At 61.0% G+C, this 22,894-nt stretch carries 21 protein-coding genes and 1 tRNA gene; 15 read left to right on the top strand and 7 right to left on the bottom strand.

Translation table 11 applies throughout. The annotated features are described in order from the left end of the window. The first annotated feature begins 5 nt into the window (after positions 1–5). The 3 genes from pgaB to pgaD are packed head-to-tail and all read left to right on the top strand — an operon-like array spanning position 6 to position 3,878. Entirely contained in the window at positions 6–2,003 is a 1,998-nt protein-coding gene (gene pgaB / locus AB4N41_RS09705) for a poly-beta-1,6-N-acetyl-D-glucosamine N-deacetylase PgaB (RefSeq protein WP_056786970.1), read from the top strand. Between the two features lies 1 nt (position 2,004). Further along, a complete protein-coding gene (gene pgaC / locus AB4N41_RS09710; protein WP_041477425.1) occupies positions 2,005–3,360 on the top strand; it encodes a poly-beta-1,6-N-acetyl-D-glucosamine synthase in 1,356 nt (451 codons plus the stop codon). Further along, positions 3,357–3,878: a poly-beta-1,6-N-acetyl-D-glucosamine biosynthesis protein PgaD gene (gene pgaD / locus AB4N41_RS09715; protein WP_095181140.1), complete on the top strand. Its 522-nt coding sequence runs from the start codon at positions 3,357–3,359 to the stop codon at positions 3,876–3,878. Before pgaC ends, pgaD begins: the two co-directional genes overlap by 4 nt. 110 nt (positions 3,879–3,988) lie before the next feature. Here pgaD and AB4N41_RS09720 read toward each other — a convergent pair whose 3' ends face one another. Next, positions 3,989–5,512, bottom strand: coding sequence for an apoptosis inducing factor family protein (locus AB4N41_RS09720; RefSeq protein ID WP_252877218.1), 1,524 nt, complete (start codon positions 5,510–5,512; stop codon positions 3,989–3,991). Between the two features lie 139 nt (positions 5,513–5,651). On the opposite strand from AB4N41_RS09720, the gene AB4N41_RS09725 reads away from it, so the two are divergent. Both AB4N41_RS09725 and AB4N41_RS09730 read left to right on the top strand, forming a co-directional pair. Next, positions 5,652–6,212 carry a YbhB/YbcL family Raf kinase inhibitor-like protein gene (locus tag AB4N41_RS09725; RefSeq protein ID WP_016772253.1) on the top strand — a complete coding sequence of 187 codons (561 nt, stop codon included), beginning with the start codon at positions 5,652–5,654 and terminating at the stop codon, positions 6,210–6,212. A gap of 46 nt (positions 6,213–6,258) precedes the next feature. Further along, on the top strand, positions 6,259–6,528 hold the full coding sequence (locus AB4N41_RS09730) for a hypothetical protein (RefSeq protein ID WP_071174021.1): 270 nt from the start codon (positions 6,259–6,261) through the stop codon (positions 6,526–6,528). Positions 6,529–6,605: 77 nt separating this feature from the next. Here the strand turns inward: AB4N41_RS09730 and AB4N41_RS09735 are convergent. Next, positions 6,606–6,682 (bottom strand) — tRNA-Arg (locus AB4N41_RS09735). A 433-nt stretch (positions 6,683–7,115) separates the two neighbouring features. Here AB4N41_RS09735 and gabD point away from each other — a divergent pair. The 3 genes from gabD (at position 7,116) to AB4N41_RS09750 (ending at position 11,367) form a co-directional block, all read left to right on the top strand. Continuing rightward, a complete protein-coding gene (gene gabD, locus AB4N41_RS09740) occupies positions 7,116–8,558 on the top strand; it encodes an NADP-dependent succinate-semialdehyde dehydrogenase (RefSeq protein WP_252877219.1) in 1,443 nt (480 codons plus the stop codon). 185 nt (positions 8,559–8,743) lie between these two features. Further along, the gene (gene gabT, locus AB4N41_RS09745; RefSeq protein WP_016772251.1) at positions 8,744–10,021 is read left to right on the top strand and encodes a 4-aminobutyrate--2-oxoglutarate transaminase; all 1,278 of its coding nucleotides are present in this window, start codon (positions 8,744–8,746) and stop codon (positions 10,019–10,021) included. Positions 10,022–10,155: 134 nt separating this feature from the next. Continuing rightward, entirely contained in the window at positions 10,156–11,367 is a 1,212-nt protein-coding gene (locus tag AB4N41_RS09750; protein ID WP_252877220.1) for a response regulator, read from the top strand. Between the two features lie 135 nt (positions 11,368–11,502). Here the strand turns inward: AB4N41_RS09750 and AB4N41_RS09755 are convergent, their stop codons facing one another. Then, complete coding sequence (locus AB4N41_RS09755) at positions 11,503–12,492, bottom strand: GGDEF domain-containing protein (RefSeq protein WP_252878148.1); 990 nt, start codon at positions 12,490–12,492, stop codon at positions 11,503–11,505. Positions 12,493–12,687: 195 nt separating this feature from the next. Then, entirely contained in the window at positions 12,688–13,872 is a 1,185-nt protein-coding gene (gene desA / locus AB4N41_RS09760) for a delta-9 fatty acid desaturase DesA (RefSeq protein ID WP_016772248.1), read from the bottom strand. Between the two features lie 147 nt (positions 13,873–14,019). Between desA and dibA the strand changes: the two genes are divergently transcribed. The 6 genes from dibA to AB4N41_RS09790 all read left to right on the top strand — a co-directional run bounded on the left by dibA (position 14,020) and on the right by AB4N41_RS09790 (position 20,396). Then, positions 14,020–15,939, top strand: a complete 1,920-nt coding sequence (gene dibA, locus AB4N41_RS09765; RefSeq protein ID WP_252877221.1) for a phosphodiesterase DibA — start codon at positions 14,020–14,022, stop codon at positions 15,937–15,939. Positions 15,940–16,238: 299 nt separating this feature from the next. After that, positions 16,239–16,421 (top strand): sulfur starvation response protein OscA, encoded by a 183-nt coding sequence (gene oscA / locus AB4N41_RS09770; RefSeq protein ID WP_007917682.1) that lies wholly within the window; start codon positions 16,239–16,241, stop codon positions 16,419–16,421. Positions 16,422–16,559: 138 nt separating this feature from the next. Beyond that, complete coding sequence (locus tag AB4N41_RS09775; RefSeq protein WP_150637858.1) at positions 16,560–17,573, top strand: sulfate ABC transporter substrate-binding protein; 1,014 nt, start codon at positions 16,560–16,562, stop codon at positions 17,571–17,573. 126 nt (positions 17,574–17,699) lie between these two features. After that, positions 17,700–18,518, top strand: a complete 819-nt coding sequence (gene cysT / locus AB4N41_RS09780; RefSeq protein WP_016772245.1) for a sulfate ABC transporter permease subunit CysT — start codon at positions 17,700–17,702, stop codon at positions 18,516–18,518. Between the two features lie 12 nt (positions 18,519–18,530). Beyond that, positions 18,531–19,403 (top strand): sulfate ABC transporter permease subunit CysW, encoded by an 873-nt coding sequence (gene cysW / locus AB4N41_RS09785; protein ID WP_041477435.1) that lies wholly within the window; start codon positions 18,531–18,533, stop codon positions 19,401–19,403. Positions 19,404–19,406: 3 nt separating this feature from the next. Then, positions 19,407–20,396 carry a sulfate/molybdate ABC transporter ATP-binding protein gene (locus AB4N41_RS09790; RefSeq protein ID WP_056786991.1) on the top strand — a complete coding sequence of 330 codons (990 nt, stop codon included), beginning with the start codon at positions 19,407–19,409 and terminating at the stop codon, positions 20,394–20,396. An 82-nt stretch (positions 20,397–20,478) separates the two neighbouring features. Here AB4N41_RS09790 and AB4N41_RS09795 read toward each other — a convergent pair whose 3' ends face one another. Further along, positions 20,479–21,003 (bottom strand): Mpo1 family 2-hydroxy fatty acid dioxygenase, encoded by a 525-nt coding sequence (locus tag AB4N41_RS09795; protein ID WP_252877222.1) that lies wholly within the window; start codon positions 21,001–21,003, stop codon positions 20,479–20,481. Positions 21,004–21,087: 84 nt separating this feature from the next. Between AB4N41_RS09795 and AB4N41_RS09800 the strand changes: the two genes are divergently transcribed. Beyond that, complete coding sequence (locus AB4N41_RS09800; RefSeq protein ID WP_041477437.1) at positions 21,088–21,765, top strand: Crp/Fnr family transcriptional regulator; 678 nt, start codon at positions 21,088–21,090, stop codon at positions 21,763–21,765. 159 nt (positions 21,766–21,924) lie between these two features. Here AB4N41_RS09800 and uraH read toward each other — a convergent pair whose 3' ends face one another. Both uraH and AB4N41_RS09810 read right to left on the bottom strand, forming a co-directional pair. Continuing rightward, a complete protein-coding gene (uraH, locus tag AB4N41_RS09805) occupies positions 21,925–22,335 on the bottom strand; it encodes a hydroxyisourate hydrolase (protein ID WP_150637862.1) in 411 nt (136 codons plus the stop codon). An 11-nt stretch (positions 22,336–22,346) separates the two neighbouring features. Continuing rightward, complete coding sequence (locus tag AB4N41_RS09810; protein WP_150637864.1) at positions 22,347–22,832, bottom strand: GlcG/HbpS family heme-binding protein; 486 nt, start codon at positions 22,830–22,832, stop codon at positions 22,347–22,349. Positions 22,833–22,894 lie beyond the last annotated feature (62 nt).

Here is a 22,894-nt window from a genome sequence, read left to right on the forward strand (position 1 = left end):
TGAAGATGCCTTTTATCTCGCGTTTCATCCTTCTGCTGGGAGCGCTGCTGGTCAGCGCCTGCGCCCAGCAAGCCCCGGCCTTCGCGCCGCCCTCCGAGCGGCCGGTCGCGGCCAGTGAACAACCGTGGCCAAAAAACCACGTGCTCGGCATTGCCTACCACGATGTCGAAGACCGTGATCCCGATCAGGCCGTGGTGGCGGTGCGCACCGAGCGCATGATCGAGCAGCTCGCCTGGCTGCGCGAGAACGGCTACAAACCAGTGACCGTCGACCAGATCATGGCGGCACGCAAGGGCGGCCCGGAGCTGCCGGCGAGAGCGGTGTTGCTCAGTTTCGACGACGGTTACGCCAGCTTCTATACCCGCGTGTTGCCAGTGTTGCGCGCCTACAACTGGCACGCCTTGCTGGCGCCGGTCGGCACCTGGATCGACACGCCGCTCAATCAACCGGTGGATTTCGCCGGCACGCCGCGTAACCGTGAGAACTTCCTGACCTGGCAGCAGATCCGCGAAATTTCCAGGTCCGGGTTGGTAGAGATCGCCGCTCACACCGATGCCAACCACAAAGGCATCCTTGGCAACCCGCAGGGCAACCTGCAGCCGGCCGCCGCGACCCGGCGTTATGACCCGGTGACCAAACGCTACGAATCCGAAGCCGACTTCCAGGCGCGCATTCGCACCGACGTGAAAAACATTTCCGAGAAGATCCGCAAGGCCACCGGTTACAAACCACGCGTCTGGGTCTGGCCGTACGGCACCGCCGACGGTACCTCGCTGACCGTGGTCGGTGAGGAGGGCTATGAAATGGCCCTGACGCTGGACGACGGCCTCGACACCCTCGACAACCTGATGAGCGGGCCGCGCTTTCTGGTCGCCTCCGATCCTGATGGCGAGCATTTCGCCAACAGCATCGTCTCGGTGCAGGCCGAAGCGCCGATGCGCGTGGTGCATGTCGACCTCGACAACGTCTACGACCCGGACCCGGCCCAGCAGGACATCAACCTCGGCAAACTGGTGCAGCGCATGGCTGACCTGGGCGCCAGCACGGTGTTCCTGCAAGCCTTCGCCGATCCCAAGGGCGATGGTCTGGTGCATTCGCTGTACTTCCCCAACCGTCACTTGCCGATGCGCGCCGACCTGTTCGACCGCGTCGCCTGGCAACTGCGCACCCGTGCCCACGTGAAGGTCTTTGCGTGGATGCCGGTGCTGAGTTTCGAACTGGATTCGAAGCTGCCGCGCGTGACCCGCTGGGACCCGAAAACCGCCACTACCTCGGTCGACCCGAAGCAGTACAAACGCCTGTCACCGTTCAATCCCGAAGTGCGCAAGATCATCGGTGAAATCTATGAAGACGTGGCGCGGCTGACCTCGGTCGACGGCATTCTCTACCACGACGATGCGGTGCTCTCGGATTTCGAGGACGCCAGCCCGGATGCCCTGAAGGCCTACGCCGCTCAAGGTCTGCCAGGTTCGATTGCCGCGCTGCGCGACGATCCGGCGGCGATGCAACGCTGGACGCGTTTCAAGAGCCGCTACCTGATCGACTTCACCAACGAACTGACCGCGAAAGTCCGTGCGATTCGCGGCCCGCAAGTGCTGACCGCACGCAACATCTTCGCCGAACCGATGCTCAATCCGGAGAGCGAAGCGTGGTTCGCGCAGAACCTCGATGACTTCCTCGCCACCTACGACTGGACGGCGCCGATGGCCATGCCGTTGATGGAAAAACAGACGCTGGCCGAGTCCGGCCCGTGGCTGGAAGAACTGGTCGCCACGGTGAAGAAACGTCCCGGCGCGCTCAACCGCACCGTGTTCGAATTGCAGGCGCGCGACTGGAACCAGAAGGATCAGGCCGATATCGACGCCGTGCATCTGGCGGACTGGATGGGCCGGCTCAAGCGCCAGGGCGCGACCAGTTTCGGTTACTACCCGGACAACTTCCTCGACAACCTGCCAGACCTGAAAACCGTAAGGCCTGCACTCTCCAACAAATGGAATCCATAACATGCTGGATAGACTGTTAGCCCTGCTTGTTCTGGCGATTGTCCTTGGCGTTCCGCTGGGGCTGATCTTCCTCGTGACCGGCCAGTTCCTGATGTCGTTCGTGTTCTTCTACCCACTGTTCATGTCCGGGTTGTGGATCGCCGGCGGCCTGTATTTCTGGCTGCACTGGGAGCGCCACTGGCCATGGCAGGACGACACGCTGCCGCCGCCGCTGGAAGGCGAACCGCTGATTTCGATCCTGATTCCTTGCTACAACGAAGGCGATAACGCTGCCGATACCATCCACGCGGCGCTGGCCCAGCACTACCCGAACATCGAAGTGATCGCGATCAACGACGGCTCCAAGGACAACACCGCCGAAGTGCTCGATGCGCTGGCCAAGGAAGATCCGCGACTGCGGGTTCTGCATCTGGCGGAAAACCAGGGCAAGGCTGTAGCCCTGCGCATGGGCGCGATCGCTGCGCGCAGCGAGTATCTGGTGTGCATCGACGGCGACGCCTTGCTGGCCCCAAACACTGCGGCTTATCTGGTCGCGCCGATGCTGGATAACGCACGTCTTGGCGCAGTGACCGGCAACCCGCGCATCCGCACGCGTTCGACCTTGATCGGGCGGGTGCAGGTCGGCGAGTTCTCCTCGATCATCGGTCTGATCAAACGTACGCAACGGGTCTTCGGGCGCATCTTTACCGTCTCCGGGGTGATCGTCGCGTTCCGCCGCACCGCGCTGAACCGGGTCGGCTACTGGAGCCCGGACATGATCACCGAAGACATCGATATCAGCTGGAAGCTGCAACTCGATCACTGGAGCATCTTCTACGAACCGCGCGCGCTGTGCTGGATCCTCATGCCGGAAACCCTCGGCGGCCTGTGGAAGCAGCGTCTGCGCTGGGCTCAGGGTGGCGCCGAAGTGCTGTTCAAGAACATTCGCGGCATCTGGCAATACCGCCATCGCTACCTGTGGCCGCTGCTGTTCGAATACTGCCTGTCCACCGGTTGGGCCTTCACTTTCCTGCTGTCGGTGATTTTCTGGGGCATGGGCAAGTTCATGGTCATGCCCGACGCGATCGCCGTGGATCACCTGATGCCACCGGCCTTCACCGGTCTGTTGCTGGCGTTTGTCTGCCTGGTGCAGTTTGCCGTCAGCATCGTCATTGACCGGCGGTATGAGCCGGGTCTGGGCAAGACCATGTTCTGGGTGGTCTGGTATCCGTTGGTGTTCTGGCTCGTCAGTCTGCTGACCACCCTGGTCAGTTTCCCCAAAGTGTTGTTCAGCCAACACAAAAAACGCGCGCGCTGGGTCAGTCCTGATCGGGGCATTCGCCCGCTGGGCGACGACCAGGAGGAAGTCATCAAATGAAAATTATCCGCACTCGCCAGCGGCCCTTTCTGGTGGTGATCGACGTGATCCTCACCGTCCTGGCCTGGGTTGGCCTGCTGTTCCTGCTGGTACGCGGGTTATGGCCGTTGATCGAAACCACCGGCGGGCCGCGCATCGATCATTCGGCGTTCGACGCCTTGGGCACTTTGCAGGTTTATATGTGGGTGGCGCTGGTCAACGCGGTGATCCTGATCGGTTGGGCGCGTTACCAGCAACGCAAAAGCCGCAGCTTCGCCCAGCGCCGTTTGCCGTCGCCGGTAATTGGTGATGAAGGTCTGAGCAAGAGTTTCAAGTTGTGCGACGAGCGTTTCCAGAAACTGCGCACACCGGGGGTGATGACCATTCATAACGATCAGGACGGCGACATCAGCCATGTGGAAACGCATTTCTGGCCGTTACAGCAGCAGGCCTTGCCCGCGCCGCTGGGGCAACAGCGGGTGATCTTTCTGCATGCCGATGAAGATGACAATCGCGAGCCGGTGAACCGGCTGACGTGACCTCCACTGTAGGAGCTGCCGAAGGCTGCGATCTTTTGATTTTGCTTATGTAAAAACAAGATCAAGAGATCGCAGCCTCGTTGCACTCGTCAGCTCCTACAGGACCGGTGTCAGGCCTGGATCAGCGTCCAGGCCTCTTTGATCCGCAGAGGTTGCTTCATCCGCTCGGCCAGCAGCGCCATCGCGCGTTGCTTGTCGCAGGCCACCGCCGCAACAACGATGCCGTCTTTTGCGAACAGGCCGATGAACGGCGGCTGTTCCGGCTCACCGCTGAACTCGACCTCGTCCCATTCCTGCGCGTGACCGAGATAGTCGTAGTTCTTGCCGAAGTGGTACGTCCAGAAATACGGCACATCCAGATAATGCTCCTCGCCACCCAGCATGTTGGCCGCAGCGATGCGCGCGTGTTGCTGGGCCAGGCGCCAATGCTCGATGCGAGTTGGCTGGCCGCTCAGCGGAGACGTGGCGATATCGCCGATCGCCCATAAACCATCGCTCACGCGCATGCCGCCGTCGACACGCAATGATTGGTCTTCTTCCCTGGGCAATGAGTCGAAAGGCTCAGTGGCCGGGTGAACGCCGACGCCGGCGAGAACCAGATCCGCCGCCAGGCGCAGACCGTTGTCGAGCAGCACGCCCTCGACCATGTCCTCGCCAAGGATCTGCGTGGCCTCGTGTTCGCTGATGAACTTCACCCCGTGCTCTTCGTGCAGGGCGCGAATCGCCTTGCCCACGGCCTCGCCGAATTGCTTGGCAAACGGGACTGAGTGGCGTGCCAGCACGGTGACGTCGAGGCCGAACTCGCGCAGGGCCGACGCGCATTCGAGGGCAATGAAACTGTCGCCGATGATCACCGCGCGCTGGCCCGGTTGAGCGGCGTTGATGATCTGTTCAGCCTGAGTTTTCGAACGCAGGACGAAGACGTTGGCCAACTCGGCACCAGGCAACTGCAATGGATTGGGCGCGCCACCGGTGGCGAGTACAGCGGCGTCGTAGCGCAGGATGCCGCCGTTGTTCAGATGCAGCGTTTTGCCTGGGGCGTCGAGTGAAGTCACTTCGCCTTGCACACGTTCAATCCGTTGCGCTTGATAGAACGCCTCATCGCGCAGCGGCGGGACATCTTTGGGCGACATTTCTCCGGCGAGGACAAATTTGCTCAACACCGTGCGGTCGTATCCGGCACCCGGTTCGCCATCGACCAGCACGATGCGTCCGCCAAAACCCTTCTCCCGCAATGCCGCCGCGCAAGCCGTGCCCGCCGCCCCGGCGCCGACCACCACGAACGTTCTTGGGTCGTCAGCGGGCGGGGTGTGCGGATCGGGCAACGGCTGGTCATCGACCCAGACTTCATCGCCGCGCAACTCCAGCGGATATCGCTTGAGACTGTCCAGCGATGGCGGCTCGCACAGGCCGCCGTCCTCGGCACGGTACGCGGCTTTGTGCCAGGGGCAGATCAACCTGCCGTGACACAACGCCCCCTCGGCCAACGGTGCGCCGGCATGTGGACACAGGCCCTGAAACGCTCGCAACTCTCCGTTGGCACGCAGCAGGACGATCTTGCAGTCGCCGATTTCGACTTGCAGGCCACGGTCTTGCGGGACATCGGCGAAACGGGCGACACGGTGCAGGGACATGTTCGGCTTCCTCGCAGGCATTTCTCTTGTGAGTTGGCGGCGCCGCGCGAGGTTCAGCCATTTGCTACTGCCAAGGCACGAACGGTACAGCTATAGTTTGCGGGCCGACGACGGCCTCACTGCACAAGGTGCTCCCGGAATGACCCGATTGACCTCTCTCAACCCATGGCTGGCGGCCATCGCCGTGACCCTTTGCGTGCAGTTCCCGGCACAGGCCCAGGAGCGCTTCACCCTGAGCATCCCCGGCGTGTCGGATAACCGTCTGTTCACCTCGGCAGCGGCAAGTGACGCACCCGGCTGCGGCGGCAAGAACCAGTCGCCGGCGTTGAGCTGGAACGCCGGCCCGGCCGGTACCCAGAGCTACGCCATCGTCATGCACGACCCGGATGGCCAGAAAGGCTTGGGCGTCGATCACTGGATTCACTACGGCATCAAACCCACCACCCACCAGATCGCGGCCGGCGTCGGTGCCAAATCCGCCCTCGAAGGCGTCGGCGGCACCAACAGCAAAGGCAACACCCACTACATGGGTCCGTGCCCGCCAGTGGGCGACAGCGCGCACCACTACATCATCCAGATCTACGCCCTCGACCTCGCCCCGGACGCCCTGCCTGCCGGCCTGACCCGCGCCGAGCTGATGGAAAAAATCAAAGGCCATGTGCTGCGTAACAGCAGCGCGGTGCGGCGTTATCACCGCTGAGGTTCGGCCGCTCTCGGGCGGCTGATTGCCCTGAATCCCCAGCCATTTGGCATTGCCCCGCGAAAACGCGCACTATCAAGCCATTGCCAATGCGCTGGAGGACACCGTGGCAGCAAAAATCGACCGCATCGCCCAGCTACTCAACTGCCCGGAAAAGGGCGAACAAATGCGGCGTGCAGTAACCGAGACACGTAAGGAATTTCTGCTGAATCAGCCGGAAGAAGACCTCGTTGAAGAAGACGAGGTATTTGACGAGGCTGAGGAGGAGGGGGATGACGACGATGAATATGACGAGTTTGACTGGACGACGGAGTGACGGCGTTCCAGCGATCTTGCCATCGCCCACAAAAAAGCCCCGGACCATCACAGTCCGGGGCTTTCTCGTTTGATTCATGGTGCACCAGGCGGGATTCGAACCCACGACCCCTGCCTTCGGAGGGCAGTACTCTATCCAGCTGAGCTACTGGTGCAGCGGGCGACATCATACCTAGGTCGGCTCGGGGCGTCCATGCCGGGTTTGGCGGGTTTTGTCAGTGTGCGTGTCGGCGCAAAATCGCTGCATTCCTTAAAGCGGTAACGTCCTGCAAAACCCTCGCTTGGCGCTTTGCGGGGGTTGATCTAAGGTTTTTCCTGCGGCAAGGGTTTTGGTTGCGTTGATCTGAAAAGCGGCATTTTTGTTCTTTTTTTCGAACGACCTATTGTCCTTTACCCCCTTTGAACCTACGATCCGTTTGAGATTTCAAACGCTCTTTGGCGGGATGTTGCAGCGCAGGTGCGCCCGGTCGTGCACTGTTGATGCGCCACAATCCGCTCACTGATTTCCCTGACGGCAGCCTTGCGAGGCGCCTTTCTACAATCATAATTTGCTCCGCGCAGGCCGCGGTGCTGTTAAGGAAAGCCGACATGCAGCTTAAAGACACCCAGTTGTTCCGCCAGCAAGCCTTCATCGATGGCGCTTGGGTCGATGCCGACAACGGTCAGACGATCAAGGTCAACAACCCGGCAACCCGCGAAATCCTCGGCACCGTGCCGAAGATGGGCGCCGCTGAAACCCGCCGTGCCATTGAGGCCGCCGACAAGGCGCTGCCGGCCTGGCGTGCACTGACCGCCAAAGAGCGTGCCGGCAAACTGCGTCGCTGGTTCGAACTGATGATCGAGAACCAGGACGACCTCGCGCGCCTGATGACCCTCGAGCAGGGCAAGCCGCTGGCCGAAGCCAAGGGCGAAATCGTTTACGCCGCATCGTTCATCGAGTGGTTCGCCGAGGAAGCCAAACGCATCTACGGTGACGTGATTCCGGGTCATCAGCCGGACAAGCGCCTGATCGTCATCAAACAACCGATTGGCGTCACCGCCGCGATCACCCCGTGGAACTTCCCGGCGGCAATGATCACTCGCAAGGCCGGCCCGGCGCTGGCCGCCGGTTGCACCATGGTGCTCAAGCCAGCATCGCAAACTCCGTTTTCCGCTTTCGCCCTGGCCGAACTGGCTCAGCGCGCGGGCATTCCTGCGGGCGTGTTCAGCGTGGTCTCCGGCAGCGCTGGCGACATCGGCAGCGAGCTGACCAGCAACCCGATCGTGCGCAAACTGTCCTTCACCGGCTCGACCGAAATCGGTCGCCAGTTGATGGCCGAATGCGCCAAGGACATCAAGAAAGTCTCGCTGGAACTGGGCGGCAACGCGCCGTTCATCGTGTTCGACGACGCCGATCTGGATAAGGCCGTCGAAGGCGCGATCATCTCCAAATACCGCAACAATGGCCAGACCTGCGTCTGCGCCAACCGTCTGTACATTCAGGACGCGGTCTACGATGCGTTCGCCGAGAAGCTGAAAGTAGCTGTGGCCAAACTGAAGATCGGCAACGGTCTGGAAGACGGCACCACCACCGGCCCGCTGATCGACGAAAAAGCCGTGGCCAAGGTTCAGGAACACATCGCTGACGCCGTGAGCAAAGGTGCCACCGTATTGGCGGGCGGCAAGGCGATGGAAGGCAACTTCTTCGAGCCGACCATTCTCACCAACGTGCCGAAAAACGCGGCCGTGGCCAAGGAAGAAACCTTCGGTCCGCTGGCTCCGCTGTTCCGCTTTAAAGACGAAGCCGAAGTGATCGCCATGTCCAACGACACCGAATTCGGTCTGGCTTCTTACTTCTACGCTCGTGACCTCGGCCGTGTGTTCCGTGTCGCCGAAGCGCTGGAATACGGCATGGTCGGCGTCAACACCGGGCTGATCTCCAACGAAGTCGCGCCGTTCGGCGGCATCAAGGCTTCGGGCCTGGGCCGTGAAGGCTCCAAGTACGGCATCGAAGATTACCTGGAAATCAAATACCTCTGCCTGGGCATCTAAGCCGAGAAAGGGATCGCTGCAAACGCAAAGGGCACGAGAGCGCTGTCCCTTTGCGTCGTTTCAAACAGGAATTTTCTCTGCGGCCAGGAACGCCGTGGCAGTCGATCATCGCATGCTGCTACCGCCGATTTCTCCCGCTTCATCCTTGAACCACGCCGCCCGATGAGCGGCGAATGAGGACTGTAATGAGCAAGACTAACGCTGAACTGATGGCCCGCCGCACCAATGCCGTACCTCGTGGTGTTGGCCAGATTCACCCGATCTTCGCCGAGTCGGCAAAGAACGCCACCGTGACCGACGTCGAAGGTCGTGAGTTCATCGACTTCGCCGGCGGTATCGCTGTACTGAACACCGGTCACGTGCACCCGAAAATCATCGCCGCCGTGACTGAACAGCTGAACAAGCTGACCCACACCTGCTTCCAGGTGCTGGCTTACGAGCCCTACGTTGAGCTGTGCGAAAAAATCAACGCCAAGGTGCCGGGTGACTTCGCCAAGAAAACCCTGCTGGTCACCACTGGTTCCGAAGCGGTGGAAAACGCCGTGAAGATCGCCCGTGCCGCCACTGGCCGCGCTGGCGTGATTGCCTTCACCGGCGCTTACCACGGTCGCACCATGATGACCCTGGGTTTGACCGGTAAAGTTGTGCCGTACTCGGCGGGCATGGGCCTGATGCCAGGCGGCATCTTCCGTGCGTTGTACCCGAACGAACTGCACGGCGTGAGCATCGACGATTCGATCGCCTCGATCGAGCGCATCTTCAAGAACGACGCCGAGCCGAAAGACATCGCTGCAATCATCATCGAGCCAGTGCAGGGCGAAGGTGGTTTCTACGTCGCGCCGAAGGAATTCATGAAGCGTCTGCGCGCTTTGTGCGACCAGCACGGTATCCTGCTGATCGCTGACGAAGTGCAGACCGGCGCTGGCCGTACCGGCACCTTCTTCGCTATGGAACAGATGGGCGTTGCCGCCGATCTGACCACCTTCGCCAAGTCTATCGCTGGCGGCTTCCCGCTGGCCGGCGTGTGCGGCAAGGCCGAGTACATGGACGCCATTGCGCCGGGCGGCCTGGGCGGCACCTACGCCGGTAGCCCGATCGCTTGCGCCGCTGCGCTGGCCGTGATGGAAGTGTTCGAAGAAGAGCAGCTGCTGGACCGCTGCAAGGCGGTCGGCGAGCGTCTGGTCACTGGCCTGAAGGCGATTCAGGCCAAGTATCCGGTGATCGGTGAAGTGCGCGCGCTGGGCGCAATGATCGCGGTCGAGCTGTTCGAAAACGGCGACAGCCACAAGCCGAACCCGACTGCCGTGGCCGCTGTGGTGGCCAAGGCGCGTGACAAGGGCCTGATCCTGCTGTCCTGCGGCACTTACGGTAACGTGCTGCGCGTGCTGGTTCCGCTGACTTCGCCCGATGAGCAACTGGACAAAGGTCTGGCGATTATCGAAGAGTGCTTCTCTGAGCTCTGATCCGTTGGTGTGACTAGCTCGACAAAAACCCGCTTCGGCGGGTTTTTTTCGTCCCTTGAAACACATCGGACCTGTTTGCGCTGTATCGAATCGCCAGCATTGGCTAAGGTTCAGACATTGCAAGGAGAGCGCGCATGACTGCCGTTGATTTACCCGCCGTACCTCGGGTGTTGATTGCCGAGGCCGATCCCTGGTCCCGTGACCTGCTCAAACAAGTGCTACTCAATGTGCGCTGCGATGCGCGTCTGGATTTGTGTGCCGATGGCCAGCAGGCAATGTCGTTGCTCAGCGAGGTGCCCTATGACTTGGCCATCGTCGATTGGGAGCTGCCCGGCATCGATGGATTACAAGTGCTGCGCAGCGTCCGGCAGCGCAAACGCAATCCGCCGCTGCCGTTCATTCTGACGAGCAGCCGCAACGACAGCGCCAGTGTGCGCGAAGCGATTCCGCTGGCGCCGACGGCGTACCTGACCAAGCCGTTGAATATGGAAGACCTGACCGAGCGCTTGCAGGGGTTGCTGCTCAACGCTGGCGAAGCGGTGGTATGCGAAGTGCCGGCACTGGCGCCGGGCATGACGCTCTCGGTGTTCCTTGAGCGGCGTCGCGAGCAGGCCGATGGCGCGCCGTTGATGACCGACGTGCAAGTGGCGGTCAAGCGTAGCCTCAATCCCGAAGGGCTGGACCTCAAGTTGCTGGAGGAAGAGGTCCGCACCGATCCGCAGATTACCGCCGTGCTGATCGCAGCCGCCAACAGTGCCGCGCAACACTACGGCGCGCCGGTGCAAACCCTGGCCCAGGCGCTGCACCGACTCGGCACCGGGCAGAGCATGAACCTGATTCTCGGCCTGGCGCTAAAACGCAGCGCGCGGCTCAGCGATCCATGCCTGGCGGATTACGCCGAGCGCTATTGGGAGCTGTCACTGCACACAGCGGAATACGCCCGCACGTTGGCGCGCATGCTCGATCTCGATCAGGAGCGCTGCTATTGCGCGGGCATGCTGCATCGGCTCGGCGATCTGGCGCTGCTGCGCTGCTTGCAGGAGTGGCAACAAGCCGGCGGCGAGCTGGACGAGTTGCAGGAGGTCGGTGAAGCGCTAGCGAAGTTTGGCGCCTCTTATGGCTCGGCACTGCGCACCCGCTGGCGTCTGCCGCTGGAGTTGCGCGAGTTGATTGCTTCGGCCTACCAGCTCGGTGGTGGCGTTTACAGTCGCGAGGCGCTGGTGATGCATATGGCAGCGCAAATGGCGCGGCTGACCGAGCATGAAGGCGTTGAGGAACTGGCGAAGAGCCGGACGGCGCGGTTGCTCAAGATCGGGCTGCCGGAGTTGACGCGGATGCGCAAATGACAGATCACCACATTCCAATGTGGGAGCGAGCCTGCTCGCGAAGGCGCCAGCGCAGGCAACATTTTTGTTGAAGGTGCAGGCCTCATCGCGGGCAAGCCCGCTCCCACAAGAATTGCCGCAGCCACAAAATACGGGTCAGGCCGCAATGATCCGGTTCTTGCCCTGCCGTTTCGCCTCGTACATCGCCGCATCCGCGCGGGCGAACAGGCTGTCGAGGCTCTTGTCTTCGTCGGTGAGGTTGGTCAGCCCCTGGCTTACGGTGATGCTGAATGCTTGGCCGTCGTGGTTGAAGCGCAGTCGCTGGATCTCCTGCTGCAGTCGCTCTGCCACTTGCACGGCCATCTCCGGCGCACAGCCGGGGAACACCGCCGCGAACTCCTCGCCGCCAATTCGCCCGAACAGATCGCCACGGCGCAATGAGCCGCGCCCGCATTCGGCGATCCGTTGCAGCACGTTGTCGCCTTCGGGGTGGCCGTAGCTGTCGTTGATCACTTTGAAATCGTCGATGTCCAGCAGCAGGAAGGCCAGCGGTGTGCCTTGGCGCCGCGCCTCGGCGAACTCGCGGTGGGCGCATTCGAAGAAGTGGCGGCGGTTGCTGCTTTGCGTCAGCACATCGGTGGTGGCCAAGCGTTGCAGCTCGGTTTCCATGTGTTTTTTGTCGGTGATGTCTTCGGCGATGCCGACGATGATCACCGGCTGCCCGGGCTCGTCCTGGCGATTGATAAAGCATTTGTCGCTGAGCCAGCGCACCTGGCCATCGGCCGCGATGATGCGGTACTCGCGATCTTCCACCGCACCTCGGTGCAGGACTTCGGCGAGGCTCTGCTCGGCGTACTCCAGATCATCGGGGTAAATGCTGTCGCGCCATTGGTTGTAGTCCGCCAGCAACAACGCGGCGGAACGGCCGAAGATCCGTTCATAGGCCGGACTGACGTACAGCACCTGGCGGGTTTCCCAGTTGAAAGCCCAGAGTACGGCGTTGACGCTGACCAGCAGCGAACTGATCAACTGTTCGCGCTCGCTCAGGCGTGCGACTTCGCCCTGCGCATGCATCAACGCCATCAGCGTTTGCGCGGCCTCGGGCCAGTGGGTGAAGGATGTGTCTTTCTGGTTGTTGTTGACCATCGGCACAAATCTCAAAGGGCGCGCCGCAATGTCGACAACGGCCACAGGACAGCCCGCCGGGATGGCGAAGTGTCATTGAGATAGAGGATTTTCGGCGAAGTTCCCGGCCATTACCGAGTCCCGCCGGGCGGCGAGGTGCAGGAACCGAAGAGCGCAACGAGGCTGCGATCTTTGAGATCGCAGCCTCGTTGCCGGTCAGGCAGTCGCAGGACGCAGCGAGTAGGTTTTCAGCTGATCAGCAAAATCCCGCAACGACTGGATGCCACTGGCCTCGGCCTCGTGAATCCATTCCTTGATGGCGGCCAGCATGTCGTGGCCATTGGAACTGGTCTTGACCCAGATCTGCTGCAAAGCCAGGCGCTTCTCGTAGATCACTTTCAACGCATGGCTGTGTTCGAGCATGGTCTGGATGCGCAGGTGATGACGGTCTTCCAGCAGGCTGGTTTCCCGCGACAGCAGGCGTTTGGCCCGGTGGAACTGGTGACGCACCGAATGATCGACCTTGGCCAGCTCTTGCTTGACCAGCGGGCCGATCACCAATTTGCGGTACTGGGCCATGATCTGGAAGCGGTTGTTGAGGATCGCCATGGCGGTGTCCATGTCCAGGCTGCCTTTGCCTTCGACGCGGTGGGCAATCGGTGCGACCCGCTGCACTTTGGCCAGACGCAGGAAGCAGAAGACCTTGATCCACGCCCAGCCGAGGTCGAATTCCCACTTCTTCACCGACAGCTTGGCCGAGTTGGGGTAGGTGTGATGGTTGTTGTGCAGCTCTTCGCCGCCGATCAGGATGCCCCACGGCACCAGATTGGTCGCTGCGTCACGGCATTCGAAATTGCGATAGCCGACGGCATGGCCCAGACCGTTGATCACCCCAGCGGCCCACACTGGGATCCACATCATCTGGATCGCCCAGATGGTGATGCCGATGGTGCCGAACAGCAGCAGGTCGATCACGCCCATGATCGCCACGCCCAGCAGCGGATAGCGGCTGTAGACGTTGCGTTCGATCCAGTCTTCCGGGCAGTTCTTGCCGTAGATGCGCAGGGTTTCCGGGTTCTGCGCTTCGCTGCGGTACAGCTCGGCGCCGGTGCGCAGTACGGTGGACAGACCCTTGATGACCGGGCTGTGCGGGTCATCCTCGGTCTCGCATTTGGCGTGGTGTTTGCGGTGGATGGCAGTCCACTCGCGGGTGTTCTGCGCCGTGGTCAGCCACAGCCAGAAACGGAAAAAGTGCTTCAGACCCGCATTCAGCTCGAGCGAGCGGTGGGCCGAGTAACGGTGCAGATAGACCGTGACGGCGACAATCGTCACATGGGTCATCAGCAGGGTGACCGCGACCAGTGACCAGGCCGACAAGCCAAGAAAACCTTCGTACCACATAGGCTATAGGGCCCTCGATAAAGATAAAAACAGCCGTTGCATTATCACTAAGCACACAGATAAAACCAGTCGCCCTTTCAGATAAGAAGTCGCTGAATGTTTCTTGACCTATAATTCCAACCTTTTTGTAGGGACATGGACGACCGAATGTCTGCGACTTACCGCGATGCCTTGCGTGCAGCGCTGCTCTACCTCGTACTGGCCGCCCTGTGGCTGCAAGTTTCTGATCATTTATTAAGCAGATTCTTCGATGACTCCCGTGAGCTGACCCATTGGCAACTGATCAACGGTTATCTGCTGGCGACGATCAGCGCCGCGCTGATTTTCCTCGCACGGGCGCGGCAGTGCGGGTTTCTCGGCATCGGCGCGCATTTGCGCGAGCGCCACACCGACCGTGAGCGTCTGCGTCAGGCGGCCGCCGTGTTCGACTGCACTCGCGAAGGGGTGCTGGTTACCGACCACCGGGGCCTGATCGTCCACGTCAATCGCGCCTTTATCGAGATCACCGGTTATCGGCGCGACGAGGTCATCGGCCAGCAGCCCAGTCTGTTCAAGTCCGGTCATCATCCGCCGGGCTTCTATCAGGCGATGTTCGCTACCCTCGAGGCTGAAGGTGAGTGGAGCGGCGAGATCTGGAACCGGCGCAAGACTGGCGAGATTTATCCACAGTGGCAAACCATCCGGGTGATTCACGATGATTCCGGCCGGCTCAGCCATTACGTGGCGGTGTTCTCCGACATCAGTGCGATCAAGGATTCCGAGTCCGAGCTCAAACACCTGGCGCATCACGATCCGTTGACCGATCTGCCCAATCGCCTGCTGTTCAGCGACCGCGCCGAACAGGCGTTGGCTTCCGCGCAGACGCACAAGCGTGGCTGCGCGCTGCTGATGCTCGATCTGGATCATTTCAAGATGATCAACGACAGCCTCGGGCATAACGTCGGCGATCGGTTGCTAAAAGCGGTGGCGACGCGTTTGCAGGAACTGTTCGGCCACGGCATTACCTTGGCGCGGCTCGGCGGTGACGAGTTCGCGGTGCTCGCGGAAAGTTGTCCACAGCCGGCCCAGGCTGCCGCGCTGGCGCAACGGACTCTGGACGCCTTGAAGGAGCCGGTGCTGGTAGATGGCAATCAACTGTTCATCAACGCGAGCATCGGCATCAGCCTGTTTCCCAGCGATGCCCTCAGCGCCGAGCAGTTGTTACGCAACGCCGACAGCGCGCTGTTCAAGGCCAAAAGTAGCGGGCGCAATGGCTACGCGCTGTATACCGAAGAGCTGACCGCCCATGCCCAGCAACGGGTCGAAATCGCCTTCGAGCTGCGCCGCGCACTGGAGCAGGAGGAACTGCGCGTCTACTACCAACCGGTGCATGACCTGCAAAGCGGCCGTCTGGTTGGCGTCGAGGCACTGGTGCGTTGGCAGCATCCGCAACGCGGTCTGGTGTCACCGGCGGAATTCATTCCGATTGCCGAGCGCACCGGGCTGATCGCCGAGATCGATGCCTGGGTGATGCAGCAGGCTTGCCGACAGATGTGCCAATGGCAGCAGAGCGGTGTGGTGCTGGCGTTCGTCGCGGTGAATGTCTCCTCGCGGCTGTTTGCCCGATGTGAGCTTTACCAGCAGGTAGCGCAGGTGCTGCACGACACGGGGCTGGATCCGGTCTATCTGGAACTGGAAGTTACCGAAAGCGCGGTGATGGATGACCCTGAAGTGGCGCTGGAACAGATGCATCGCTTGCGCGAGCTGGGTGTGCGTCTGGCCATCGATGATTTCGGCACGGGTTATTCCTCGCTGTTGCGGCTCAAGCGCCTGCCGGTGCAGAAACTCAAGATCGATCAGGGCTTCGTCGCCGGGTTGCCGTGGGATGAAGATGACGTGGCGATTGTCCGGGTGATCATCGCGCTGGCCCGCAGCATGGGCATGCAGGTCCATGCCGAAGGGATCGAACAGGTTGAGCAGGCGGCATTTCTGTTGGCGCAGGAATGCGATCTGGGGCAGGGCTACTGGTTTGGGCGGCCGGTGTCTGCGGATCGGCTTGATTGGGCGAAAACGCCAATGATTGGCTGAATAAGCCTATATGGCTAACACCGATCCTGTGGCGAGAGGATTTATCCCCGTTGGGTCGCGAAGCGACCCCAAAAAAACGGGACTGCTACGCAGTCCAACGGGGATAAATCCCCTCGCCACAAGTTCTCTTGACGATTTCAAATCAGCGCAAACCCCTTGCCCTCTCTCATATTGATTTCTGGTTATATAAACATTCTTAAATAGTCTTTTTAAGAATATCCATGCCTCTCTTATATTGCTCCCACGCCGAACGCAGTGCCGCCCACTGCCAGGCAAATCCCCTTCAAAGGAGCAGCACCATGAGCGCATCCCTTCGCAGCGTTGACGGTCAGGACGAAAGCACCATCTTGCGTGAAATCCAGAGCGCCCTGCGCGATCTGCGGTTCGGCGCGGTGGAGATCACTGTGCACAACGCGCAAGTCGTACAGATCGAACGCAAAGAGAAATTTCGTTTGCAGCAACCCGGTAAACAACCGGGGTGAGATCAAAAGATCGCAGCCTTCGGCAGTTCCTACAGGGGCTGCGTGCAGGAGCTGGCGAAGGCGGCGATCTTTCAACGCGATCCGATTCCAGCAATACATAAGAAAAAGCCATCACCAAGAATTCCAGGAGCTTTCACCATGTCGTCGATTCGCCGTTACGCTCTGGCCGCGCTGGTCAGTGCCGTGTTTGCCGGTTCCGCCGTTGCCAAGGATTACGAGCTGCTCAACGTGTCGTATGACCCGACACGGGAGCTGTATCAGGAATACAACGCCGAATTCATCAAGTTCTGGCAGAAGGACCATGCCGGCGACACGGTGAAAATCCAGCAGTCCCACGGTGGCTCGGGCAAGCAGGGCCGTGCGGTGATCGATGGCCTGCGTGCTGACGTGGTGACCCTGGCCCTGGCCGGTGACATCGATGAAATCGCCAAGCTCGGCAAGAGCCTGCCGGCCGACTGGCAGCAGCGTCTGCCGCAAGCGAGCACGCCGTACACCTCGACCATCGTGTTCCTGGTGCGCAAGGGCAACCCGAAAGGCATCAAGGACTGGGGCGATCTGGTCAAGAACGATGTCTCGGTGATCACACCAAACCCGAAAACCTCGGGCGGTGCGCGCTGGAACTTCCTCGCCGCGTGGGCCTATGGCCTGAAAGCCAACGGTGGTGACGAAGCCAAGGCCAAGGAATACGTACAGACCCTGTTCAAGCACGTGCCGATCCTTGACACCGGCGCCCGTGGTTCGACCATTACCTTCGTCAACAACGGTCAGGGCGATGTGTTGCTGGCTTGGGAAAACGAAGCGTTCCTGGCGCTGAAAGAAGACGGCGGCGCAGACAAGTTCGACATCGTCGTGCCGTCGCTGTCGATCCTCGCCGAACCGCCAGTGGCGGTGGTCGACAAGAATGCCGAGAAGAAGGGCAACGCGCAGATCGCCGAGGCCTACCTCAAGCATCTGTACAGCCCGGCCGGTCAGGAAATCGCCGCGAAAAACTTCTATCGTCCACGTGACAAGGACGTAGCGGCCAAGTACGCCCAGCAGTTCCCGAAACTGGAACTGGTGACCATCGACAAGGACTTCGGCGGCTGGAAATCCGCGCAGCCGAAATTCTTCAACGACGGCGGCGTGTTCGACCAGATTTATCAGGCGCAGTAATCTCGCCTTCAACCGGCCTGATGTCTGGGCACATGACATGTGGGACTGAGCTTTTGTGGTGAGGGGATAAGTCCCCTCACCACAGGGCTCACTCCCACATTGATGCGTTTTCAACCAGGGACTTTTATGTCGCGTCGTATCTCCCCCGTCATACCCGGCTTCGGGCTGACGCTGGGTTACACCTTGGTGTACCTCAGCCTGATTGTGCTTATCCCGCTGGCGGCGATGTTCGTCCACGCCGCCCAGCTGACCTGGGATCAGTTCTGGACGATCATCTCCGCACCGCGGGTGCTGGCGGCGTTGAAGCTGAGCTTCGGTACCGCGCTGTGTGCGGCGATCATCAACGGCATCATCGGCACGTTGCTGGCCTGGGTGCTGGTGCGCTACACCTTCCCCGGGCGCAAGGTGATCGATGCGATGATCGATCTGCCGTTCGCCCTGCCGACCGCTGTGGCCGGTATCGCGCTGACCGCGCTGTACGCGCCGGCCGGGCTGGTCGGGCAGTTCGCTGCCGATCTCGGTTTCAAAATCGCCTACACCCCACTGGGCATCACCCTGGCGCTGACCTTCGTCACGCTGCCGTTCGTGGTGCGCACGGTGCAACCGGTGCTGGCCGATATTCCCCGTGAAGTCGAGGAAGCGGCGGCGTGCCTGGGTGCGAAGCCATGGCAGGTATTTCGCCACATTCTGGTTCCGGCACTGCTGCCCGCCTGGCTGACCGGTTTTGCCCTGGCGTTCGCGCGTGGCGTCGGCGAGTACGGATCGGTGATTTTCATTGCCGGCAACATGCCGATGAAAACCGAAATCCTGCCGCTGCTGATCATGGTCAAACTCGACCAATACGATTACACCGGCGCTACCGCCATTGGCGTATTGATGCTGGTGGTTTCCTTCATCCTGTTGCTGCTGATCAACTTGCTGCAGCGGCGCATCGAAACCCCATAAGGAGGCGCGAACATGTCCCAATCGTCCATTGCGGCCGCCTCTTCGGCCAACGCTGCACGCCGTGGCAGTGCCACTTCGCGCAGAGTCCTGATCGGTCTTGGCTGGCTGATTTTTTTTCTGTTTCTGCTGCTGCCGTTGTTCATCGTCGTATCGCAAGGTCTGAAAAACGGTCTCGGCGCGTTCTTCACCGCGATCTTTGAACCGGACGCACTGTCGGCACTGAAACTTACCGTGTTCGCCGTGCTGATTTCGGTGCCGCTGAACCTGGTGTTCGGTGTCAGTGCGGCGTGGTGCGTGAGCAAATACTCGTTTCGTGGCAAGAGCATGCTGGTGACGCTGATCGACCTGCCGTTCTCGGTGTCGCCGGTGATCGCCGGTCTGGTCTACGTGCTGATGTTCGGTGCGCAGGGCCTGTTCGGGCCGTGGCTGCAGGATCACGACATCCAGATCGTCTTCGCCCTGCCGGGCATTGTGCTGGCGACGATTTTCGTCACCGTGCCGTTCGTGGCCCGTGAACTGATTCCGCTGATGCAGGAACAAGGCACCCAGGAGGAGGAAGCCGCGCGCCTGCTCGGTGCCAATGGCTGGCAGATGTTCTGGCACGTCACCGTGCCGAACATCAAGTGGGGCCTGATTTATGGCGTGGTGCTGTGTACCGCGCGGGCCATGGGCGAGTTCGGTGCGGTGTCGGTGGTTTCCGGGCACATTCGCGGGGTGACCAACACCTTGCCGCTGCACGTCGAGATCCTCTACAACGAATACAACCACGTGGCCGCGTTCGCCGTGGCGAGCCTGTTGCTGATCCTGGCGCTCTTCATCCTGCTGCTCAAGCAGTGGAGCGAAAACCGTATCAACCGTCTGCGCGCCAGCGCCGCGGAGGAATAATTCATGTCGATCGAAGTGCGTAACGTCAGCAAGAATTTCAACGCGTTCAAGGCGCTGGACAACATCAGCCTGGATATCCACAGCGGTGAGCTGGTCGCGCTGCTTGGTCCGTCGGGCTGCGGCAAAACCACCTTGCTGCGCATTATTGCCGGTCTGGAAACCCCGGATCAGGGCAACATCGTTTTTCACGGCGAGGACGTTTCCGGCCACGATGTGCGTGATCGTAACGTCGGTTTCGTCTTCCAGCATTACGCCTTGTTCCGCCACATGACGGTGTTCGACAACGTCGCGTTCGGCCTGCGGATGAAACCGAAAAACCAGCGCCCGAGCGAAAGCCAGATCGCCACCAAGGTTCACGAACTGCTGAACATGGTGCAACTGGACTGGTTGTCGGATCGCTACCCGGAGCAGTTGTCCGGTGGCCAGCGTCAGCGCATCGCGTTGGCCCGTGCCCTGGCGGTGGAACCTAAAGTGCTGCTGCTCGACGAACCGTTCGGCGCCCTCGACGCCAAGGTGCGCAAGGAACTGCGGCGCTGGCTGGCGCGGTTGCACGAAGACATCAACCTGACTTCGGTGTTCGTGACCCACGACCAGGAAGAAGCGATGGAAGTCGCCGACCGCATCGTGGTGATGAACAAGGGTGTGATCGAGCAGATCGGCTCACCGGGCGACGTCTACGAAAACCCGGCCAGCGATTTCGTCTATCACTTCCTCGGCGATTCGAACCGCTTGCTGTTGAGCGACGACAACCACGTGCTGTTCCGCCCGCATGAAGTGTCGTTGTCCAAGCATGAGCTGGAAGATCACCATGCCGCTGAAGTGCGCGATATCCGCCCTTTGGGTGCGACGACGCGGGTGACGCTGAAGGTGGAAGGGCAGACGGATTTGATCGAGGCCGAAGTGGTGAAAGACCACGACAGCCTGATCGGGTTGGCCAAGGGTGAAACCCTGTTCTTCAAGCCGAAGGTCTGGCAGAAAGTCGCCAATATTTAAAGACTAAAGCTTCGCGAGCAGGCTCGCTCCCACAGGGAAAACTCATTCCAAATGTGGGAGCGAGCCTGCTCGCGAATACGATCTAGACCGCAGCGCGATTCGGATTGACCCGCACCATCCCCGCCCGCAACTCGATCTCTTGTTTCAATTCCTGCCGTATCCCCAGCAGAAACGCCAACTCAGCCACAACGAACAACGGCCCGACAATCAGCCCCGACACATCATCGACAAACGCCGGTTTGCGCCCTTCATAGTGATGCCCGACAAACTGGATCACCCAGCCGATCACAAACATCGCCAGGCCGCTGCTCAGCCAGACCATGGTGCTCTGCTGCGCCAGCGCATGCCCGGCCCACACCGACAGCCCCATCAGTACTGTCATCAACACGCCAAGCTTCAACTCCAGACGCAGGTAAAACCACGCCGAGGCCAGCGCCACCACAACGGCTGGAGATATCCACAGCCCGCCCAGCTCCCACTGCGGCCGAGACAGCAGGACAGCCACCGCCACCACGATCAGCGGAATGCCGATAAAGTGGCTGGCAATGTTGCGCGGGTCGCGGTGGTAGGCGGCGTATTGACTGAGGTGGTCGACGAGGCTTTTCATTGTTGTTCCTCCAGTGGGGTTGAATGCATCATCCCTCGGTATCCGCGTTCGCTCTGTCGGGCAGGCGACACTCCAGGAGTGGTTATGCAAATTCGTGCACGGTTGCTCAGCGGCCAGTGGTTCAGTCATTTGCCTGCATCTTTTCAGGATAGCCTGCTGGCGCTGGCTCGGGAGCGGCGGCTGACGGCGGGACAACGACTGTTCCAGCGTGGCGATGCGCCGTGCGGTCTGTATGCAGTGCTCGATGGCGCCGTGCGCATTGGCGCGGTGAGCGAGCAGGGCAAGGAGGCCTTGCTGAGTCTGGTGGAGGCGCCGCACTGGTTCGGCGAAATCTGCCTGTTCGATGGCCAGCCTCGCACTCACGATGCCTATGCAGTCGGGTCGTGCACCTTGCTGAATGTTCCGCAAGCGGCGTTGCTCAAATTGCTCGACGAACAGCCGCAGTACTGGCGGCATCTGGCGCTGTTGATGAGCCACAAATTGCGCCTGGCCTTCATCAATCTCGAACAGCTGAGCCTGCTGCCAGCCCCGGCGCGTCTCGCCCATCGGCTGCTGATGATTGCCGAAGGCTACGGCGAACTCGACGCACCACGCCGGACGCTGCAACTGCCGCAGGAGCAGCTGGCGGCGATGCTGTCGCTGTCGCGGCAGACCACCAATCAGATCCTCAAGGATCTGCAGGGGCAGGGGATTATCGGGCTCGCATACGGCGAAATCGAAATTCTCGATGCGGTGAGATTGCGTGCCTTGGCCACGATCTGAAAACTGAAACCGATCCAATGTCGGAACTGGCACCTGTGGCGAGGGGATTTATCCCCGCTGGGGCGCGAAGCGGCCCTGAAAAAGGCACTGCTGCGCACTCCAGCGGGGATAAATCCCCTCACCACAAAGGCTCACTCCTACGAAGGATCTGCGTTTGGATTACGAACCGCGATAGGTCGAGAAACCGTACGGGCTCAGCAGCAGCGGGATGTGGTAGTGCTGATCGGTCTGCTTGACCTGGAAGATCACCGGAATTTCCGGGAAGAACGTCTCGTGCTTGATCTTCTGGTAGTACTCGCCGGTCTTGAACACCACGCGGTATTCACCGGCTTCGAATGGCTGTTTGGCCGGGAACAGCTCGGCGATCCGCCCTTGCTCGTTGGTGGTGCCTTTGGCCAGTGGCTGCCAGTTTTCGCCGACGTGTTTTTCCAGGGTGACGTTGATGCCCGGTGACGGCAGGCCGTTTTCCAGGTTGAGCACGTGCACGCTCAGCGGATTGCCGGCGGCCAGCGCCAGGCTGGAAACAGCGCTCAGGCTGAGCGCGGCGAGGGTCATGCGCAGGGTGGTCATGGTGGATCTCCTTAGTGGGAACGGGTGATGGTCAGGCCGGCTTTGTCGGCGGCGGCGCGGGCGCAGTTTTCGTCTTGCTCACCGCCGCCGGAACCGGCCACGCCCATGGCGCCGACCAGTTCGCTGCCGGCGAACAGCGGAATGCCGCCGCCGAGCAAGAGCAATTCATCGAGGGTGTTGAGGTTGGCGGTTTCCGGGTTGCTGCGGGCGCGCTCGGCGAACAGCCGTGTCGGCGTCTTGGTCGACAGCGCGGTGTAGGCCTTGCGTTGGCTGGCGGCGGTGTTGTGCGGGCCAACGCCGTCACCACGCAGAGTCACCAGCAGGTTGCCGCCACGGTCGAGCACCGACACCGTGCCGGTGCAACTGCTCATCGCCTTGTCCGCCAGCCAGCGTGCGGTTTTCAGGTCGAGATCGGCGTGGCGCAGCAGTTCTGGCGTGGCACTTGCAGCGCCGCTGAGGCCGAGGATCAGGCTGGCGACAAGGTATTTGACGGTCATGTGCAGGCTCCGAATGGGAAGGTCTGCACCTTAACCGGCGCACTTCGTCAGAACCCCGTCAG

The sequence above is a fragment of the Pseudomonas sp. S2_A10 genome (assembly GCF_054668465.1).

Coding starts and splice junctions, on each gene's coding strand:
- pgaB (WP_056786970.1), top strand. CDS start 6: ATGCCTTTTATCTCGCGTTTCATCCTTCTGCTGGGAGCGCTGCTGGTC.
- pgaC (WP_041477425.1), top strand. CDS start 2,005: ATGCTGGATAGACTGTTAGCCCTGCTTGTTCTGGCGATTGTCCTTGGC.
- pgaD (WP_095181140.1), top strand. CDS start 3,357: ATGAAAATTATCCGCACTCGCCAGCGGCCCTTTCTGGTGGTGATCGAC.
- AB4N41_RS09720 (WP_252877218.1), bottom strand. CDS start 5,512: ATGTCCCTGCACCGTGTCGCCCGTTTCGCCGATGTCCCGCAAGACCGT.
- AB4N41_RS09725 (WP_016772253.1), top strand. CDS start 5,652: ATGACCCGATTGACCTCTCTCAACCCATGGCTGGCGGCCATCGCCGTG.
- gabD (WP_252877219.1), top strand. CDS start 7,116: ATGCAGCTTAAAGACACCCAGTTGTTCCGCCAGCAAGCCTTCATCGAT.
- gabT (WP_016772251.1), top strand. CDS start 8,744: ATGAGCAAGACTAACGCTGAACTGATGGCCCGCCGCACCAATGCCGTA.
- AB4N41_RS09750 (WP_252877220.1), top strand. CDS start 10,156: ATGACTGCCGTTGATTTACCCGCCGTACCTCGGGTGTTGATTGCCGAG.
- AB4N41_RS09755 (WP_252878148.1), bottom strand. CDS start 12,492: ATGGTCAACAACAACCAGAAAGACACATCCTTCACCCACTGGCCCGAG.
- desA (WP_016772248.1), bottom strand. CDS start 13,872: ATGTGGTACGAAGGTTTTCTTGGCTTGTCGGCCTGGTCACTGGTCGCG.
- dibA (WP_252877221.1), top strand. CDS start 14,020: ATGTCTGCGACTTACCGCGATGCCTTGCGTGCAGCGCTGCTCTACCTC.
- oscA (WP_007917682.1), top strand. CDS start 16,239: ATGAGCGCATCCCTTCGCAGCGTTGACGGTCAGGACGAAAGCACCATC.
- AB4N41_RS09775 (WP_150637858.1), top strand. CDS start 16,560: ATGTCGTCGATTCGCCGTTACGCTCTGGCCGCGCTGGTCAGTGCCGTG.
- cysT (WP_016772245.1), top strand. CDS start 17,700: ATGTCGCGTCGTATCTCCCCCGTCATACCCGGCTTCGGGCTGACGCTG.
- cysW (WP_041477435.1), top strand. CDS start 18,531: ATGTCCCAATCGTCCATTGCGGCCGCCTCTTCGGCCAACGCTGCACGC.
- AB4N41_RS09790 (WP_056786991.1), top strand. CDS start 19,407: ATGTCGATCGAAGTGCGTAACGTCAGCAAGAATTTCAACGCGTTCAAG.
- AB4N41_RS09795 (WP_252877222.1), bottom strand. CDS start 21,003: ATGAAAAGCCTCGTCGACCACCTCAGTCAATACGCCGCCTACCACCGC.
- AB4N41_RS09800 (WP_041477437.1), top strand. CDS start 21,088: ATGCAAATTCGTGCACGGTTGCTCAGCGGCCAGTGGTTCAGTCATTTG.
- uraH (WP_150637862.1), bottom strand. CDS start 22,335: ATGACCACCCTGCGCATGACCCTCGCCGCGCTCAGCCTGAGCGCTGTT.
- AB4N41_RS09810 (WP_150637864.1), bottom strand. CDS start 22,832: ATGACCGTCAAATACCTTGTCGCCAGCCTGATCCTCGGCCTCAGCGGC.